This window comes from Sphingobium sp. LMA1-1-1.1 (assembly GCF_040676365.1).
Classification (GTDB): domain Bacteria; phylum Pseudomonadota; class Alphaproteobacteria; order Sphingomonadales; family Sphingomonadaceae; genus Sphingobium.
The window spans coordinates 1-17,615 of record NZ_JBEGHS010000009.1 but is presented as its reverse complement, the minus strand read 5'-3'; the positions used below and the strand labels follow the sequence as shown (position 1 = coordinate 17,615).

At 61.8% G+C, this 17,615-nt stretch carries 14 protein-coding genes; 3 read left to right on the top strand and 11 right to left on the bottom strand.

Features of this window, described 5'->3' with window-relative positions; all coding sequences use genetic code 11:
* Positions 1 to 587 precede the first annotated feature (587 nt).
* Positions 588 to 2,096, bottom strand: a complete 1,509-nt coding sequence (locus MRBLMA1_RS07485) for an L-lactate permease (RefSeq protein WP_414714759.1) — start codon at positions 2,094 to 2,096, stop codon at positions 588 to 590.
* 338 nt (positions 2,097 to 2,434) lie between these two features.
* Here MRBLMA1_RS07485 and MRBLMA1_RS07480 point away from each other — a divergent pair, with 338 nt between their 5' ends.
* Entirely contained in the window at positions 2,435 to 3,643 is a 1,209-nt protein-coding gene (locus MRBLMA1_RS07480) for an NAD(P)/FAD-dependent oxidoreductase (RefSeq protein WP_363735890.1), read from the top strand.
* Between the two features lie 127 nt (positions 3,644 to 3,770).
* A complete protein-coding gene (locus tag MRBLMA1_RS07475) occupies positions 3,771 to 4,664 on the top strand; it encodes a LysR substrate-binding domain-containing protein (RefSeq protein ID WP_363735889.1) in 894 nt (297 codons plus the stop codon).
* Between the two features lie 4 nt (positions 4,665 to 4,668).
* Here MRBLMA1_RS07475 and MRBLMA1_RS07470 read toward each other — a convergent pair whose 3' ends face one another.
* From MRBLMA1_RS07470 to MRBLMA1_RS07425, 10 genes are all read right to left on the bottom strand, one after another.
* The gene (locus tag MRBLMA1_RS07470) at positions 4,669 to 6,240 is read right to left on the bottom strand and encodes an amidase (protein WP_363735888.1); all 1,572 of its coding nucleotides are present in this window, start codon (positions 6,238 to 6,240) and stop codon (positions 4,669 to 4,671) included.
* Positions 6,241 to 6,258: 18 nt separating this feature from the next.
* Positions 6,259 to 8,886 carry a TonB-dependent receptor plug domain-containing protein gene (locus tag MRBLMA1_RS07465; protein WP_363735887.1) on the bottom strand — a complete coding sequence of 876 codons (2,628 nt, stop codon included), beginning with the start codon at positions 8,884 to 8,886 and terminating at the stop codon, positions 6,259 to 6,261.
* A gap of 491 nt (positions 8,887 to 9,377) precedes the next feature.
* Positions 9,378 to 9,746 (bottom strand): c-type cytochrome, encoded by a 369-nt coding sequence (locus MRBLMA1_RS07460; RefSeq protein ID WP_363735886.1) that lies wholly within the window; start codon positions 9,744 to 9,746, stop codon positions 9,378 to 9,380.
* Between the two features lie 37 nt (positions 9,747 to 9,783).
* Positions 9,784 to 11,085, bottom strand: coding sequence for an aminotransferase class V-fold PLP-dependent enzyme (locus MRBLMA1_RS07455; RefSeq protein WP_363735885.1), 1,302 nt, complete (start codon positions 11,083 to 11,085; stop codon positions 9,784 to 9,786).
* 66 nt (positions 11,086 to 11,151) lie between these two features.
* Complete coding sequence (locus MRBLMA1_RS07450) at positions 11,152 to 11,595, bottom strand: RidA family protein (RefSeq protein WP_363735884.1); 444 nt, start codon at positions 11,593 to 11,595, stop codon at positions 11,152 to 11,154.
* A 30-nt stretch (positions 11,596 to 11,625) separates the two neighbouring features.
* Entirely contained in the window at positions 11,626 to 12,357 is a 732-nt protein-coding gene (locus MRBLMA1_RS07445) for an amino acid ABC transporter ATP-binding protein (RefSeq protein WP_363735883.1), read from the bottom strand.
* Positions 12,354 to 13,436 carry an amino acid ABC transporter permease gene (locus MRBLMA1_RS07440; RefSeq protein WP_363735882.1) on the bottom strand — a complete coding sequence of 361 codons (1,083 nt, stop codon included), beginning with the start codon at positions 13,434 to 13,436 and terminating at the stop codon, positions 12,354 to 12,356. Before MRBLMA1_RS07440 ends, MRBLMA1_RS07445 begins: the two co-directional genes overlap by 4 nt.
* Positions 13,433 to 14,554 (bottom strand): ABC transporter permease subunit, encoded by a 1,122-nt coding sequence (locus MRBLMA1_RS07435; protein WP_363735881.1) that lies wholly within the window; start codon positions 14,552 to 14,554, stop codon positions 13,433 to 13,435. Before MRBLMA1_RS07435 ends, MRBLMA1_RS07440 begins: the two co-directional genes overlap by 4 nt.
* Complete coding sequence (locus MRBLMA1_RS07430) at positions 14,554 to 15,588, bottom strand: amino acid ABC transporter substrate-binding protein (protein WP_363735880.1); 1,035 nt, start codon at positions 15,586 to 15,588, stop codon at positions 14,554 to 14,556. The genes MRBLMA1_RS07435 and MRBLMA1_RS07430 overlap by 1 nt, the downstream gene beginning before the upstream one ends.
* A 9-nt stretch (positions 15,589 to 15,597) precedes the next feature.
* On the bottom strand, positions 15,598 to 16,770 hold the full coding sequence (locus MRBLMA1_RS07425; protein ID WP_363735879.1) for a trans-sulfuration enzyme family protein: 1,173 nt from the start codon (positions 16,768 to 16,770) through the stop codon (positions 15,598 to 15,600).
* A gap of 351 nt (positions 16,771 to 17,121) precedes the next feature.
* Here MRBLMA1_RS07425 and MRBLMA1_RS07420 point away from each other — a divergent pair.
* A partial coding sequence (locus MRBLMA1_RS07420; protein WP_363735878.1) for a carbon starvation CstA family protein occupies positions 17,122 to 17,615 on the top strand: 494 nt, incomplete at its 3' end.

Here is a 17,615-nt window from a genome sequence, read left to right as displayed (position 1 = left end):
GCTTCTTGGTCCAGCACCAGGCGGACTGCCCGCTCGCGCACCTCCGGTGCAAACTTGTTCGTTGTCTTGCTCATCTTAGACCCTACCTCTCAGGAGTTAGGGCCTCCGGCAATCCCGGGGCGGTTCACAGGTCGTAGTGCGATCCCCGATGTAGCCTCACCAGACCTCCGTCCGCACTTCTGCCAAAGTAGTGCTAGGCATGTTCGCCGGTTTGAAAGCTGGAGGGGCGCCCCTTCATGCCGGACCCCTATGGCAATCTCTTTGCAAGAAACGGGTGACGAGCCATGTCATACCGCAAAGAGCGCAGGGGCCCTTGAACCGTTCATAGCCGTCATCGGGATTGAGTCGTCCGACGATGGCGTTCGCTTGCCCGGGAAAACTGAGTTCCAGCCGGTCTGCAATGCACATTTCGCAAATTGCATGAGGGGACAGCCGAATCAACAGAGAGGACAACGCCGATACAGTGGCCATCACCAGTCCTTCCTAAGCGGTAAAATTCTCGAGTCTGGTCCGACTGCATGATGCTCCAACTGTCCCTGTTTTCGCCTCTTTCCAAGCCGGCAGGGGAATACGGCAGGCTGTGACATTTAGTGGGGAATAATCCATGGCGTCAGGAACTGCTGAACGACGACGATCAGACCCAGCAGGAAGGTCAGGAATACGCTGTGCCAAAATGTTTTGGAAAGAACATTTCCTTCCTGTCCGCGCAATTCTGTCGTCGAGGTTCCGGTTGAAATATTCTGCGGCGAAATCATTTTTCCCATGACGCCGCCTGAAGCGTTGGTTGCCGCCATGAGAACAGGGTCCAGATCTAGCTTGCGCGCGGCGACCACCTGAAGATTGCCGAACAACGCGTTACCCGACGTGTCACTACCCGAAAGGAAGACCGCGAGCCAGCCGAGAAAGGGCGAGATCAGCGGAAAGAACAACCCCACGGACGCGACGCCGATGCCGAGCGTATAGGTGATGCCAGAATAATTCATCAGATAGGCAAGGCCAACGATCAACACTGTCGTCAGAAAGGAGAAGCGGACCTGAACCACCGTGGACAGTAAGGCCACGCAGATCTGCCGCGGCGAAAGGCGGCACAGCAGCATGAACAGGGACGTCGCCGCCATTATCGCTGTACCGGTCGCCAGCGGTTGGAACGTCCAGACCGCCGCATAGGGGCGATCGTAAGTGGTGATGAAGACTTGGTCATGAAGGCCAGGCCAGGACAATTGCACTTGACCGAACAGATTTACCTCGAAATGGACCCAAAGGATAACGACAACCGACAGGATGCTCCAAGGCACCCAGCCTTGCCATGGGGAACGGGATGCTTCCCCACTGTTTTCCGTCGTTTTCTGGCGGTAGGTAAGGATGAATTCCGGGTCGGGTGCCGGTCTCCAAATCTTGACGAAGGCCAATGTCAGCGCCAGGGAGGTCAGGGAAGAGAGGACATCCGTTAGGGCATAGCCTAGCATGTTCGAGGATATGAACTGCATCAGCGCAAAGGAGCCGCCCGATACCGCCAGAACGGGCCAAACAGCCTTCAATCCGCGCACGCCGCAATAGGCGATCATGACGTAAAAGGGCAGGATGAAGGCGATAAAGGGAAGTTGCCTGCCGATCATGGCGCCCAGCGCAACATCGCTCAACTGGGTGACCGCGCTCAACGTGATCACCGGCGATCCCAGCGCGCCGAAGGCCACTGGCGCGGTATTGAAGATCAGGGTGAAGGTCACCGCCTCCAGCGCACCGAAGCCGAGCATGATCAGCAGGGCACTGGTGATCGCGATCGGCGCCCCGAAGCCGGCAATACCCTCCAGCAGACAACCGAAGGAGAAGCCGACGACGACCAGCACCACACGGCGGTCATCGGGAAGATGCGCGATCATCCAGTTGCGGAACGCCGCGAAATGACCGGAGGCGACAGTGATATTGTAGAGGAACAGCGCATTGACGACGATCCACATCACCGGCCAGGCGGCAAAGGTCGCGCCGGCCGCGATGCTGTTCAGCGCGATGCCCAAGGGCAGTTCCCAAATGGTTGTCGCCAGCAACAGCGCGACCACCAATCCTGCCGCTGAGGCTTGCCATGCAGGACGTCGCATTATTCCTAGAAACACCAGAACGGTTGCGATGGGGATGGTCGCGATCAGGAATGATGCCGGTAAGCTGTCGGCCACCGGAGTGATCAATTGACGAAACATCCACCCACTCCGCACCATTTATATTTCAGCGCGATTATTTGGATAAATAGAGCCAATACAAGGAAGCAATTACCACTATAAATGCAAGGCATCGATCGATCATATTGAATAATAGTGCCACCGTGACGGGAGGAGGGCGCACACCCTATAAGAAAATTGCATGGAGCTAGGCAAAATCATTAGCTGACTTTAATGTTCCGCGAAAATAGCATCAGTCCAATCGCATTGGAGATGATATCATGACCTTTCGGCGCCGGACATTTCTGGGGGGACTAGCGGCCACAGCGGCCCTCCATTCCACGGGGTTGCTCGCCCACGGGCGCAAGCCGCGGATCGGCGTGATCGGCGGCGGCATCATCGGCGCCTCGATCGCAGCGCAACTGGCCCACTCCGGCGCCGATGTCATAGTTTTTGAAAAGGAGGCACCGGCCAGCGGGGCGACCCGAAACTCGGTCGCCTGGATCAATCCGGTCGTCAATGACGCGCATTATATGAAGCTGCGGCTGGAAAGCATGAAGGCCTGGCTGGAGGATGATCGGCAATGGGGCATGAGGGCGATCTGGGGAGGCTCCACCAGCTGGGCCTATGAAAACAAGAGGGCCTCGCTCCAGGAAAAGGCCACATTGCTGCAGGCGACGGACGATCCGCCGCGCTATCTGACCGGGCCGGAAATCACCAAGGTGACGCCGGGCGTCGTCCCCGGGGACAATGTCAAGCTAGCCTTCCAGACCTTCAAGGACGGCCATGTCGATCCGGTCTTTGCCACGCAGCGGTATCTCGCCGCGGCCAAGCGCCATGGCGCGAAGATCGTCTATCCCTGCCAGGTCACCGCCGTCACGATGCGGGAAGGCCGGGTAGTCGGCGTCAAGACGACCAAGGGAGACTTTGCGCTCGACCAGCTGGTCAGCGCGACCGGTACGGATACGCCGCAGATCATGGCGCTGGTCGGACGCGAGCTCAAGCTGGCGCACAAGCCCGGCCTGGTCGTGCATACCACTCCGCGCTCCGTCATCACCAAGCAGGTGTTCGAGGCGTCCAGCATCATCGAGTTCAAGCAATATGCCGATGGCCGCTTCCTGACCAGCTTCACCAGCGGCCCGCCCGACCTGCCCCAACATGCCGAAATCCTGCAGCGACAGATGGATTATCCCAGCGACTTCCTGAAGCAGCACCATGGTGAGATGCTGATCGCCCGCACCGCCGAATACATGCCGGCGATCGCTGAGGCGAAGCCCACCAAAATATTGCTCGGTTTCCGCCCCTATCCGCTCGACAATCGCCCGATTATCGGACCGGTCCCCGGCGCTGGCGGCGTCTATGTCGTCGTGACTCATAGTGGCATCACGCTGGCGCCCATCCTGGGCCGTTATGCCGCGCAGGAAATCATGACAGGGTCGCAGACGCCGATCCTGGCTCCCTATCGGCCGACCCGCTATATCAAGGCCTGATTTCCTGCATGCGCTGGATGGCTATGCCCGGCCTTGCAGCGCAAAGGGGGGGGCACGGCCCGGTTGCATCGGCGGACCGATGGCGTCTATGACGGTCATTCCTATCGCATAAGGCTGCAAACGGCCCATGAATTTCCGCCAGCTTGAAATCTACAGGGCTTTGATGGTCGGCGGATCGGCATCGCGCGCCGCCGAGTTGCTCAGTATCACCCAGCCGGCCGTCAGCCGCGCCGTATCGGAACTGGAGCATCGCATCGGCTTTGCCCTGTTCGACCGGGTCAAGGGGCGGCTCATCCCCACGCCCGAAGGCCAGTTGTTCTTCCGCGACGTCACCAACGCCTTCACCGGGCTGGACAGCCTGCGCGCGTCGGCAGCGCGGATCAGGGATTTCGGTTCAGGCAGCCTGCGCGTCGCCAGCCTGGCCGCGCTCGGTTCCACCCTTGTGCCGCGCGCCGTGCAGCGGTTCAGGGAAGCCAACCCCCAGGTCTCCATCACGCTCCAGATCCTGTCCTCGGCCGCCGTGCGCGACCATGTCGCCAATCAGCAGTTCGATATCGGGCTTGCAGCGGATGAAGTCGACCTGTCGGGCGTCGATCACAGTATTTTCCAGAGCGTTCGCGCCGTGTGCGTCATGCCGCCAGATCACCCGCTGGCAGACCGCGACATCATCCGCGCGCAAGACGTCCATAATATGGCGTTCATTGCGCTGGCCCCGGAGGATCGGGCGCGCGCGCGCATGACCGACAGCTTCGACGCGGTCGGCGCGCACCCCAACATCGTGGTCGAGACGCCGGCATCCCTGACCGTCTGCGCGCTGGCGCTGGAGGGCGTGGGCATGGGGCTGGTCAATCCTGCGGCGGCCGACGGGTTCGAGAAACGCGGGCTTGTGATCAAGCCTTATGAACCGGCCGTCTATTTCAAATCCTATATCCTTTTCCGTCCCGACGCCCAGCGCGCCAGGCTGGTGCGAGAGTTCACGACGGCGCTCAACGACGCCCTGCGCATCAGTTCGTGCCGCTGACGCTTTACGGGGTTAGGCACAGGACCGCATCGCCGCTCGCACAAGGGCGCGGGTGCGGCAGAGGCAAGAGTGCCTGCCAGGCCTGCACAATCGCCAGCAGCTGCCGCTCGCTACCCGGACGGCCCATGATTTCAAGAGAGACGGGCCGCGGTCCCGCCACCGTCATCTCGCTGCCGACGGGGAAGGCAATGGCGGGCCGCCCCGAATAAGCGGCCAGGCGGTGCGTGCCTCCAGTGTCCGGGCCATCTGCCGCCGCCGCGGCGACATGCTGGACCGAGGCATAGACGAGGATGTCGGAACAGGAACCGCCTTCATCGCAGGCGAAAGCTTCGTCGATGCGGCCCGCGACATAGGGATCGCGAAACCGCTCCCCATTGATGCGATAGCGGGGGTCGCCGGCCGCCCCCTCCCGGTTGGCTGCGAACTTGGCGACATCCTCCACCACCTTCGGATCGGTGCGGCCCTGCGCTTCCAGTTGTTTCAGTCGCAGGAGCAGGCTGTCCGCACCTCCCGGAACATGACGGCGCGCGGGCAGATAGGCGTCCATGACCGCGGGGAAGTCGAAGACCGAACGGCTAGCGAAGCGCGCTTCCTCGCCCGCCGGGGCCTCTAGCCCGACGAGCACGAGTTGGTCGCGAAGCGCCATATCGCGCACTTGCGCGCCCGCGTCGCGCAGCGCGGCGAGTGCACCGCGCTCAGGCGCGCCGTCGGGGCGCATCAATGTTGAAAGAATGCCGACCCGCAGCCCGCGCAAGGGGTCCGCCGCGCCCGGTTGCGCCATGTCCGGCCGCAGTACGTCCAACACCCGTCGGCAATCCGCCACATGGCGGCACATGGGGCCGATAATGTCCTGCGAGGGGCTGAGCGGCGCCACCCCGTCCATGGGCATGGTTCCGAAGGTTGGACGCAGGCCGATCGTCCCGGTCAGCGCGGCGGGCACGCGCAGGGAACCGGACGTGTCCGTTCCCAGCGCCACCACGCCCAATCCCGCCGCCAGCGCCGACGCATTACCGGAGGAGGAACCGCCTGCGCTTTCTTCAGGAGAAAAAGGACTGAGCGTCTGCCCCCGCACGGAGGAGCGGCCGCGATAGTTGAAGGCGAATTCCGACATGTTTGTCTTCGCCAGAATGATCGCCCCCGCTCGCCGGAGCGTGGCGACGGCAGCGGCATCGCGCGGCGCCACGTTCCGCCGCAGCGCAACCGATCCCGCCGTGGTCGGCATGCCTTCGACGTCGATATTGTCCTTGACCAGAAGGGGCACGCAAGGGAGCGGGAGGGCTTGACGCTCATGCGAGGAGAGCCGGTCGATCCGCCCCGCCTCCGCCCTCGCCTTGCGGTTGACTGCGACGATGCTGTGCAGACGATCGTCTGTGCGTGCTATGCGGTCGAGATAGGTTTCGACCAGTTGGCGGCAGTTGGTCCCGCCCCGTTTCAGTTCCGCCCCAATCAAGGCAATGTCACCATCGGCCGCACCGCCTTGCGACGATGCGGCCGGCAGTGCGGAGGTGGGTTGCCCGACCGACGTCGCAACCATGAGGAGCAAACAGGGGTAGCTGCCCCTCACCGTGACACGCATCGGGAAACCCGCCGTCCTTTAGAAACGGAAGCCAAGGGAGGCGAAGAAGGACATTCCGTTGAACCCGAAGGGCGAGATCGCATTATAGGGGAAGGTTCCGCCATTGTCCGACCCGTTGGTGCCCGCCGCGACGCTGGCGATGGTCGAACGCAGATTTTCCGTCGGATAGATGTCGAACAGATTGTTGACGCCGGCGGTCACGTTGATGGCGGGCGTGATGTCATAGGATGCCTGGATATCCGTAATCAGTTTGCCCTTGAAATGCTGGATCACCTGGGAATTGGCGCTGGTGGGCGACACCGGAACCAATGTGACGTCATAGCCCGGCGTCACCGCGGCGATCTGAGCCGGAGTCAGCGTCGTAAAGGCCACGGCCGACACCTTGCCATAATAGGTGTTCGTCACACCGAAGGAGAAATCTCCCGACGTCCAATTCAAGTTCATGACGATCTTCGACCGTGGCTGGCTGTCCGAGATGCGGACCTGCTGTGTCAAATCGAGCAAGGGCGTGGTGATGCCCAGCGCAGCCAGTGCGGGCGGCGTGCCTGCGATATGGTCGAAGCTGGTCTTGTTATAATTGCCTGCCAGCAGGACGGACAGGGTGCCCAGATTGCCCAGATCGAACTTGTCGGTCAGCGTCACGTCGATACCCCGTGTGGTGGTATCGATCGCGTTGGTCAGGTAGCTGGCGGCACCGATGCCGGTGATGCCATTCCCGGCCAGAAGGTTCGTCACGCGCACATCCTGGAACACGGACGACTGGACGATGCGGTCCTTCAGCTTGATCTGATAGGCATCGGCCGTGATCGTCATTCCGCCCTGCTTGAACACGACACCCGCAGACAGGTTCTTCGACTTTTCAGGCTTTAGGTCCGATGCGCCGATCAGCCGCGCGGCCTGGCTCTGCGTCGGCAGGTTTCGGATCAGGACCGGCGCGCCATTGATGAAGTTGGTGGTCGAGGAGTTGAAGAAGCTCTGCGCAAGATGCGGGGCGCGGAAGCCGGTGCTGAACGAGCCACGGATGGCAAGCGGCTCGAGCAGTTCGAAGCGGCCTGAAATCTTGTAGTTCGTGGTGCTGCCGAAGTCGGAGAAATTCTCATGCCGGACAGCGCCATCGAGCGTCAGCCGGCCGAAGAATTCCTTTTCCAGTTCGGCATAGATCGCCTTGCTGTTCCGTTTGCCGAAGGTCTCATCGAGCGGGCTGATGCCCGGCGTCGGCTGCACACCGACCGGGGCGACCCGTCCGGCATTGGGACCGTCTAGGATCGGCGCGCCGCCATTGGCGTAGCTCGCCGGCTCACCGGCGATCAGGCGATAGGTTTCCTCGCGATATTCCGCGCCCACGGCCAGCTTCAGCGGGCTGCCATCGCCCATGTCGAACTGACGGGTCAGGTCGAGGTTGTTGGTCCACTGATCATAGCGCATCGACCCCAGATAAATGGTGGTCGGGCCATTCGCACCGAAGGAGACATTGTTGGTGTTGCTGTTCGTGGAGTCGATCAGACTCTTGCCATAGCTGGTCGAAATATCCCAGGTGAAGCCGGCAATGTCGTCGCCGCGCAGCCCGCCGGTTGCTGACACGTTGCGCAGGCGGATATTGCCATAGGGGATATAACCGTCGGGATGGAGGGCACGGACCGTCTGGTCCTGGCCCGGGCGACGGAAGAAGAAGGGCGTCCTGCCGTCCAGATCGCTATATCCGCCAAAACCGTAGAAAGTCGCGCCGCCTTCGTTGGTCGGGATCTCCGCATTGAGGAAGATCGACTTCATCTCATATGAGGAGTTCCCTTCCCGCGAGGTGTCGCGGTCAGTCGTCGCCTCGCGCGGGTCGAGCGTGCCCGCCGACGGGGTCAAGCCAACGCCCGAGCCGTAGAAATTGGAGGGCAGCACCAGCGTGCCATTGGCATTCCGGCCGAAATATTGCTGACGGGTATCGGTGACGGCCCTGTTGGTGCCGGCATGGTTCTGATACTGGAAAGTCGCGCGAATGACGCCGCCGTTCCAAACCGGCAGACCGACGCTGGCCCCCACATCGATATATTCGCCGTCACCCTCCTTGGTGATACCGGACGAAATCTTGCCCTTTACGCCCGCCGTTTTGTCGAGCGTCAGGTTAATGACGCCTGCAATCGCATCGGAACCATATTGGGCCGAAGCACCGTCGCGCAGGATTTCCACATGACTGAGCGCCATGCTGGGAATGGAGTTGAAGTCATAGGCTACATCGCCACGGCCGATGCCGTTACTGGTGCTGAGATCGCCGGAGGAGTGACGACGCTTGCCGTTGACGAGGACCAGCAGCTGGCCAGTCGAGAGGCCGCGCAAGGTCGGCGGCGTAGTGAAATCGCCAACGCCCGATGCACTGGGGCGCGGCGTGCTGAAGCTGGGGACCGACGCCTTGAGCATTTCCTGCACTTCGGGGCGACCGCCGCGGCTGAGTTCCTCTGCGCCGATGAAGTCGACCGGCGCGACGGATTCGGCCGTCGAACGGCTGCCGAAGCGCGACCCCGTGACCACGATTTCCTGACCGCCCTGATCATCCTGCGCAACGGACTCCTGCGCCTGGGCTGCCTGGAAGGGCAGGAGGCTAGCCGTCGCGAGCAGCGCAGTTGTCGTCAAAGCTAGATGGCGGGTATATCGTATCATTGTATATTTTCTCCCTGATCCCCGGTCTACGCGAGACGACTGACGATAGGCTTTCACCGCCTGCCGTCATAGCGTGCCGTCCCGCCGAGGCAGCGGATGCGGCAGCGTCATTTTCAGATGGCCCGATGCGATCGGCTTTTGACGATCAGCTTGCGCGCGAATGCCTGAGCCAACGATGGCTCACGCAATCCGGGCCATGGCACAGCAAAATACCCACATCGGTCCTGAAACATCATCGTCTCAGCATGATACCTCCAATGGGCTGCGTGCCTCCTGCAGCAGAACGCCAGCATTCGCTAAGATGCTGAAGGCTTTCTCATGTCGTTCTGCTGTGCTTATCTTGATCCTCTGGATGCGCAGAACAAGTGACCTCTTGGAACGAGTCTATGCATAGAAATTATGGGTGGATGGCACAGCTGGATCGCGCGATCATAAAAAAGGGGCGATGGCGGCCGCGTTCGGCTGCCATCGCCCTACCCCGCACGAGATCGTTATTTGAGGGTGGCGAGGTATGACACTATCTTCTTGCGTTCGCCCGCATTGGCAACGGCCATCACCATCTTCGATCCCGGCACCATCTTGCTGGGACCAGCCAGCCACAGTTCGAGACTACGTGCATCCCATCGGATGTTCGCCTTCTTCAGCGCAGAGGAATAGGTGTAGGAACCGCTTGCCGCGGCGCGGCCCGCAATGCCCGACAAATTCGGCCCAAGGGTGGATTTCCCGCCCGGCTCGACCGAATGGCAGATGGCGCAGCGGCTCTTGAACAGCGTGCCGCCATCCTGGGCGACCGCCGAAGCTGGGAACAGCGCAAAAGCGAGGGCGGGCAAGACACTGCCCCGCTGAAGGAAAGAAATCATCAGCATCTCCAAATTCAAAAAGGTCCGCGATCTGGCTTCAGGCAAAGGTGCGGACTTCCTGGCGGATTGCACCTACAAGTCGATCCAGTTCGCCCGACGTGTTGAAAAGCGCAGGCGTCACGCGAAGTACTGCACCCGATGTCAGCCCGGCCTTAGCGACGACCAGCAGCTTATGCTTCTCAACGAACAGCGCCTGCGCGGCCCTGGCCTTCTCGATGCTGTTCGTGCCCGGCAGGCGGAAGGCGCCGATCGCTCCATAATTGTCCCGATCTTCCGGCAACATCAACGTGACGCCTGGAATGTCCCGAACCCGGCTGGTCCAATAATCGCGCAACGCGCGCAGATGGGTGAATTTTCGCTCGATGCCGATGCGATTTTGCACGTCGACGGCGGCGGGAATGGCCAGCCGCGCAGCAAAGTCTACAGTGCCGGTCGGAATGCGCGACCGGATGTCATCGGCCGCATGAATCCGATTGCCCAGCCAAGGGTGGATGTCTTTCAACCGGTCCTTGCGAATATAGATGCCACCGGTTCCGAGCGGCGCGGCAAGCCATTTGTGGAGCGAAAAGCCGATAAAGTCGGCGCCGGTCGCCTTTATGTCGAAGGGCATCTGGCCCACCGCCTGCGCGCTGTCGAGAATGACGTCGACGCCGCGCGCCTTCGCCATGGCGACGATTTCGCGGACGGGCGGGATCAGCCCGTTGCGATTAGAGACATGCGTCAGCAGCAGCAGCTTGGCGCGGGGCGTGTCCTTGAGTATCTTTTCATAGGCTGCCAAAATATTAGCACGGCTGTGGGGTTCGGGCAGTGAGAAGCGCACGACACGGACGCTGCGGCTCTGCTCCAGATAGTCCATGGCATATTGCATTTCGTCATAATCAACGTCGCAATAGATCACCGCGTCGCCGGCCTTGAGTAGGGCATAGTTCGTGATCAGGGCATAGAGGCCTTCCGTGCCGCCGGCGCTGAGGGCCACCTCCTCCGCTGTGGCGCCGATCATCGTGGCCACCGCTTCGCGGGACTTGTCGAGTTCGCGGTCGCGCGGAATGCGGGGCACGCCGCTACGCAGGAAGGTGGAGTTATAATGATTAACCCAGGCGACCTTTTCCAGATAGGCCGAATGAACCGACTTGGTCATCGCGCCATAATAGGCGGCATCGAAATTCACGATCGACCTATCGACATCGTAAAAGGATGAGAGCCATTTCTGCATATCGCCGAAGTCGGCCGGCGGCGGCAATGGCGCCTCTGCGCCTTGGGCGAGGGCCATGGGGGAGGTGAGCAGGCTGGCGAAGGAAGCTAGGCCAGCCCCGGCAAGAAACTGCCGTCGATTGGTCATTTCATGGACTCCTAAGAAATATCGATGACGTTGGTCAGGTAACCTCACGTCGGGAAAAGGGTGAAATCAGACGCGGATTTCAATGACCGCATCGACCTCGACTGCGTAATTCAGCGGCAAACGGTACACGCCGATCGCAGATCGGGCATGGCGTCCACGATCGCCAAAAATCTCCACCATCAGGTCCGATGCGCCGTTCATCACCGTGGAGATGGCATCGAATGTCGGGCCGGCCTGGATATAGCCGCCCAACCGTAGCACGCGCACCACCCGGTCAAGGTCGCCGCCGCAGGCCGCACGGAATTGCGCCACAAGGTTGATGGCACACAGGCGCGCGCCCTGCACGGCCTGCGCCCTGTCGACATCGACGCCGACCGTCCCTTTCACTTCGCGACCTGGGCCTTTCGACAATTGCCCGGACACATGAACGACCCGGCCCGAAAGCGTGTAGGGAATATAGTTGGCAACCGGCGCCGACTGTTCAGGCAGCACGATTCCCAGTTCAGCCAACCTATTGGCTATACGAAGCATAATATCTCCTCATCGAAGAATTTGTCCCAGAAAGGCGCGCGTGCGCACGTGCCCCGGATTGTTGAAAAATCGGGTCGGTTCGGCGATTTCGATGATCTGGCCTTCATCCATGAAGACAATCCGATCGGCGACTTCGCGCGCGAAACCCATTTCGTGCGTCACGCAGAGCATTGTCATTCCATCGGACGCCAAAGTCTTCATGATATCCAGAACTTCCTTGACCATCTCGGCATCTAGGGCGGAGGTCGGTTCGTCGAACAACATGGCTTTGGGCTGCATGCACAGGGCACGCGCGATCGCCGCCCGCTGCTGCTGCCCACCCGACAGTTGGCGCGGAAATTTGTTCGCCTGATCGGCGATGTGAACGCGGGCGAGCAGGTCACGGGCGAGCACTTCTGCCTCACGCGCATCCATATGCTTCACCTTCATCGGCGCCAGCATGCAATTTTGCAGGATCGAAAGATGGGGGAAGAGATTGAAATCCTGAAACACCATACCGACGCGCGTGCGGATGCGGCGCAATGTGCGGGGATCATCGCAAAGCACATCCTCGCCGATAACGATCCGCCCCTCATCAGGCTGCTCCAGCCCGTTGATGCAGCGGATGAAGGTCGACTTGCCCGACCCCGACGGCCCGCAGATCACGATCTTTTCGCCCGAAGCGACGTTCAACGAGACGTTGCGCAGGGCATGATAGGGGCCATACCATTTATGAACGCCCGACAGCGTGATGAGGCTCATGGCTTGCCCTCCCCGACCGTCCGTTCCAGGTGAAGGGCGTAGCGGGCAAAACCGTAGCAGATCGCGAAATAGATGAGCGCGATGATCAGATAGGTTTCCGCGTAGGGCATGGGCCAAGCCGGATCGCTTAGCACCAGTCGGCCGGCGCTGAGCAGGTCGAACAGACCGACCACCATGACAAGGCTGGTATTCTTGATAATGACGATGATCGTGCTGGTGAGCGGGGGCAGCGCCTTCCGCACGGCCTGCGGAATGATAACCGTCAGCAGGATGTCGTGCCGGCGCAGGCCCAGAGCATGAGCCGCCTCAGCCTGGCCGTGCGGAAGCCCCTGAAGCCCACCGCGGACGACCTCTGCGATATAGGCGGCAGACGAGAAGGTGAAGACGATCAATGCCCGCAGCAGATGGTCGAGCGCGAGCCCAGCCGGCAGAAGCAACGGGGTCATGACGGCGGCGATGAACAGCAACGTCAGGAGCGGAAGGCCGCGCGCGACTTCGATAAGGGCGGTTGCGGCCCAGCGGAAGACGGGCATGTTCGACCGCCGCGCCAAGGCCAGCGCCACGCCCAGCGGGAAACCCATCGCCAGCGAAAGGATCGTGAGCAGCAGGGTGATCGGAAGCCCGCCCCAGGAGGAGGTCGGCACCGGCGTCAGTCCCGGAAGGCCGCCGGCCATGAGGAGCAGCGCCAGAACCAGACCGATCGCCCAGCCCAGCAGCGTCCCCCGCGCCCAGTGTGTCCGGGGCATCGTCCAGAGCGTCAGGCCGATAAACAGGCTGACCACCAGCATCGGCCGCCATTGTTCCGCCTCCGGGTAGATGCCGAACAGGATGAACGGCATCTTCACGCGCAGAAAGGCCCAGCAGGCGCCCGCGTTGCGGCAGGCCTCTCCATCCCCCTCCCAAATGCCCTGGGTAAAGCCCCAGGCCAGCAGGGGGGGTATGGCGCGCATCGCAACGACAATGATGACCAGCGTGGTCAGCAGATGGGCGACGCTGCCGACCATCGATCGCCACGGATCGCCCTTCGCACGGACGGGAGCGAGGCGAACGGCTTCCGGCTCGATCTGGAGATAATTCATTGCGCCCACCTCGCCGCGTGGCGGTTGAGCCGGTTCATGAGCAGGGAAATCGTGGCAGCAAGGACGAGGAAGACTAGCATCAGCAAGCCGACGCTTTCCAACGCCTGGCCGGTATGGTTCATGCTGGTGTTCGCGATGAAGTTGAGCTCTGGGTAGCCCACGACCAGTGCCAGGGTGGAATTTTTGAGGATGTTGATGAACTGGCTGGTCATCGGCGGGACCATGATCCTGAGCGCCTGCGGCACGATGACGGTGCGCAGGCTCTGCCGATCCGTCAGGCCCATGGCGCGACAGGCCGCCCACTGGCCCGCCGGGACGGCCTCTATGCCGCCGCGGACGATCTCGGCGGCAAAGGCGCTGGCATAGAGCACCGACCCCACCAGCACAGCCATGAATTCCGGCGTCAGGGTCAAGCCGCCCTCTACATTGTAGCGACCAAGCCGGGGCATGTCCCGTTCGATCCCCAGATCGAGCGCGAACCAGATCGCGGTGGCGACCAGCACGGTGCTCAATGTCGCGAGACTGGCCTGGTGCAGCCGCCCCCGCCAAGCCAATATCGCCGTCAGCAGCAGCCCGCCGATGACCGTGGCCACCATCGGCAGAGCGGTTCCGGTGATGCCGAAGCTCGTGAAATACAGCCCCCGATCGGTCAGAAAAACGCCCGGTAATGGCTGAAGCGCCTCCTGTGAGGGCGGTAGGCCGATCGTCAGGACGCCGTACCAGAAGAGCAGTTGCACCACGAGCGGCGTGTTGCGCAGCAGGTTGATGAAGGCGCCCGCCAGGTTGTGGGCAAGCATGTGGTGCGACCGCCGGCCCAGCGCGACGGGCACGCCCACCAGCGTCGAGAGCAGAATGACGAGCAGCGTCAGGAACAATGTGTTGCCTAGCCCGACGACGAACGCCCAGGCGAAGCTGTCCAGCGGCGAATAGGGCAGGAGCGATTCCGCGATCGGAAAGCGAGCTGTGTTGCCCAGGAAAGCGAAATCGGCCGTCATTCCGCGCTCGGCCATGTTCGCGGCCAGCATCAATCCCAGCCCCGCGGCGAAGGCGACCAGGGCAACCATCAACAGCAGCTGCGGCAGCCACCAGCGCCAGCTCTGCCTTGGCCCGCGCTTCATCAATAAAATCCGATCGGCAGCATCAGGCCGCCGTCCCGGCGCAGGCGATTGACGCCGCGCGGGATGTTGAGGCCGCTACTCCGCCCCAGATTGTCGTCATAGATCTCGCCGTAATTGCCGATCTGCCTGACGATCTGATAGGCGAAATCGTCGCTTATCCCCAATGCTCGGCCATTGCCCGGCTCCACCCCCAGAAAGCGCTTGATGGCCGGGTCGCGCGACCCCAACATGCTGTCCACATTGGCGCGCCCAATGCCCAGATGCTCGGCGACGATCGTCGCCTCGATGGCGAATTTCACGATGTCGAACCATTGGTCGTCGCCATGGCGCACAGCCGGCGTCAGCGGCGAGATGTCGGCACTGGCGGGAATGATGATATAGTCTTCGGAGGCGTTGGTCGCACGCAAGGCAACCAGAGCCGACGCGTCAGTCATCAGCGCATCGCAGCGGCGCGCCAGAAAGGCCTGTCGCGTGCTTTGCACATTGTCGAAGATCACGGGCCGCAATTGGAGCTCATGGCTGCGGGACAGGTCGGCAAAGACGATCTCCGTCAGCGACCCCGTCTGCATGCAGATCGAGGCACCAACCAAATCACGCAGCTCCCTGGCCCCGCTACCCCGGCGAAGCATGAAGGCAGTATAGTCATAATAGTTGGGAATGGTGAAGTTGACCCCGCCGGCATCTCTTTGTAGCGTCCATGTGGTCGTGCGGGGCAGCACATCGATTTCCCCCGTTAGCAAGGCGGTGATCCGCTGCTGCCCGGTCAACGGCACGAACCTGACCTTGTCCCGATTACCCAGCGCGGCGACCGCCACCGCGCGGCATGTGTCGACGTCAAGCCCCCTCCATTGCCCGCCGGCGTCGGGGGCACTGAAGCCGAGCGTGTCCTTGCCTGCGCCGCACCTCACATAGCCGCGCGCGCGCACTTCGCGCAGCGTTTCACCCATGCCGGTTTGACGGAGCGCACTGGATTGCCCCCCGCATCCAGCAAGCAAGACGAACAGCAAAGCAAAGGCGGCGGACGCTGCGTGCATTCCTATTCCTCAAACAGGTCCGCGGTCGAGGAGGCTGTCGAGCACATGCACCAAATCCTCCCACAGTTCGTCGGGGTCTTCCAGCCCGATACTAATACGCAACAAGCGCCCTTGCCTACCGTCTGGCGGACCAAGCCGCTCCTGGATCGCCATCGGGGCGATCAGGCTGCGGGTCCCTCCCCAGGATGCCCCAATGGCGAAGATGCGCAGCTCCGCCAGCGTGTCGTCGACATGATCGTCCAGCGCCGGCTGAAGCGCGATACTGAACACCCCGCTGGCTCCGCGAAAATCGCGCAGCCAGTGCGCATGGCCGGGGCAGTCGGGCAAGGCCGGGTGAAGCACTTGGGCGACCGCCGCATGATCGCGCATTCGCCAGGCGAAGTCGGTAGACACCTTGCCTATATGGGCGATCCTCACGCCCAATGTCTCGATCCCGCGCAGGGCGAGCGCGCAATCGTCGGGCGACACACCGATTCCCAACATGTTCGCGCAGTCGCGCAAGCGCTGGTGCCAGTGCAGGTCGCGCATGCTGAGCGAACCCAGCAATATGTCGGAATGGCCGCCGACATATTTGGTGAGCGCCTCCATCACGAAATCCATGCCGATGGCGAGCGGCTTGAACAGCAGCGGCGTCGCCCAGGTATTGTCGCAGCCGGTGAAGATGCCGCGCGCCTGCGCCACGGCAACGATCGCAGGCAGATCGCCCACCTCCATCGTCGCCGAACCGGGGGACTCGGTCCAGATCAGCTTGACGCTGTCATCGATGAAATCCTCGATCGCGCTTCCCGCCATCGGTGGATAGATGCGGTGGCCAATTCCGCGGGCCGCCAGGAAGTCGGCGCACAGCGCCCGGACGGGCGGATAGATATTGTCGGGAATGAGGACCGTGTCGCCCGGATTGAGCACGGCGAGGAAAAGGATCGCTATCGCGGCCTGGCCCGAAGGAAGGATGAGCGTGCGCTCGGCCTGCTCCAGATCGCTGAGCTGCGCTTCCAGCGTCTTCGTGGTGGGTGTGCCGTTCAACCCATAGGTATAGCCGTCCGGTCCCCGCTGCTTGCGTTCTGCGTAGTCCCGCGCCGTATCGAAGACGATGGTGGAAGCACGACAGGTCGGCACGGCAAGACTGACGAAGCCTTTTTGATCCACCTGCGGATGATGAACGACTTTTGTCAGATCCTTCATAGCCTTCCTCATATGCAGAAGGACAATGGAACGTCTCTCCAATGATCTCAATTATCGACATGTTGGAGCTTCATGCGCAAATGTTATAGGTCGATTCGGCCCGTCTTTCCCTGACATGTCTGGAATATGTCCACAGCCGGACCGGACATGTCCGCAACGAAAGCCGGCACGGCATAACAATCAAGCATATAGTTGTGCACGAAGGTCAATTGCATTCCCATGGGATGACGGCACTGTGCCCGCTCGTGCCGGTCGGTCCGAGCCAGAGGGCGCTTTCCGGGTCGCCACGCTATATCGTCATTGGCAATGAAGCTCCTCCAAACAAAGCCATAAACCATTAGGAGAATGGGAGTGACCCGTCATCTTCCCTGGATAGTGATAGCGATTGTGGGCGCGGTGGCGCTGTCGGTGGTGGCAGTGTCGCGGGGTGAGCCGGTCAATGCCCTGTGGATCGTGGTGGCGGCCGCCTGCAGTTTCCTCGTCGCCTATCGCTATTATGCGCTGTACATCGCGCGGAACGTGATGCGGCTGGACCCGGCGCGGCCGACGCCCGCCATCCGCCGCGCCGACGGGCTCGACTATGTGGCGACCGACCGCACCGTCCTGTTCGGCCATCATTTCGCGGCGATCGCCGGGGCAGGTCCGCTTGTCGGCCCCGTGCTGGCGGCGCAGATGGGCTATCTCCCCGGCACGCTGTGGATCATCGCGGGCGTGGTGCTGGCGGGCGCGGTGCAGGACTTCATGGTCCTCTTCATCTCCATGCGCCGCGACGGGAAGTCGCTGGGCGAGCTGATCCGCATGGAAATGGGCCAGGTGGCGGGCACCATCGCCCTGTTCGGCGCCTT

What these genes read in the sequence shown, in the direction of transcription:
- MRBLMA1_RS07460 (WP_363735886.1), bottom strand. Translation starts at nt 9,746, where the DNA reads ATGATTTCTTTCCTTCAGCGGGGCAGTGTCTTGCCCGCCCTCGCTTTT.
- MRBLMA1_RS07475 (WP_363735889.1), top strand. Translation starts at nt 3,771, where the DNA reads ATGAATTTCCGCCAGCTTGAAATCTACAGGGCTTTGATGGTCGGCGGA.
- MRBLMA1_RS07470 (WP_363735888.1), bottom strand. Translation starts at nt 6,240, where the DNA reads ATGCGTGTCACGGTGAGGGGCAGCTACCCCTGTTTGCTCCTCATGGTT.
- MRBLMA1_RS07435 (WP_363735881.1), bottom strand. Translation starts at nt 14,554, where the DNA reads ATGAAGCGCGGGCCAAGGCAGAGCTGGCGCTGGTGGCTGCCGCAGCTG.
- MRBLMA1_RS07480 (WP_363735890.1), top strand. Translation starts at nt 2,435, where the DNA reads ATGACCTTTCGGCGCCGGACATTTCTGGGGGGACTAGCGGCCACAGCG.
- MRBLMA1_RS07455 (WP_363735885.1), bottom strand. Translation starts at nt 11,085, where the DNA reads ATGACCAATCGACGGCAGTTTCTTGCCGGGGCTGGCCTAGCTTCCTTC.
- MRBLMA1_RS07440 (WP_363735882.1), bottom strand. Translation starts at nt 13,436, where the DNA reads ATGAATTATCTCCAGATCGAGCCGGAAGCCGTTCGCCTCGCTCCCGTC.
- MRBLMA1_RS07430 (WP_363735880.1), bottom strand. Translation starts at nt 15,588, where the DNA reads ATGCACGCAGCGTCCGCCGCCTTTGCTTTGCTGTTCGTCTTGCTTGCT.
- MRBLMA1_RS07485 (WP_414714759.1), bottom strand. Translation starts at nt 2,096, where the DNA reads ATGCGACGTCCTGCATGGCAAGCCTCAGCGGCAGGATTGGTGGTCGCG.
- MRBLMA1_RS07445 (WP_363735883.1), bottom strand. Translation starts at nt 12,357, where the DNA reads ATGAGCCTCATCACGCTGTCGGGCGTTCATAAATGGTATGGCCCCTAT.
- MRBLMA1_RS07425 (WP_363735879.1), bottom strand. Translation starts at nt 16,770, where the DNA reads ATGAAGGATCTGACAAAAGTCGTTCATCATCCGCAGGTGGATCAAAAA.
- MRBLMA1_RS07465 (WP_363735887.1), bottom strand. Translation starts at nt 8,886, where the DNA reads ATGATACGATATACCCGCCATCTAGCTTTGACGACAACTGCGCTGCTC.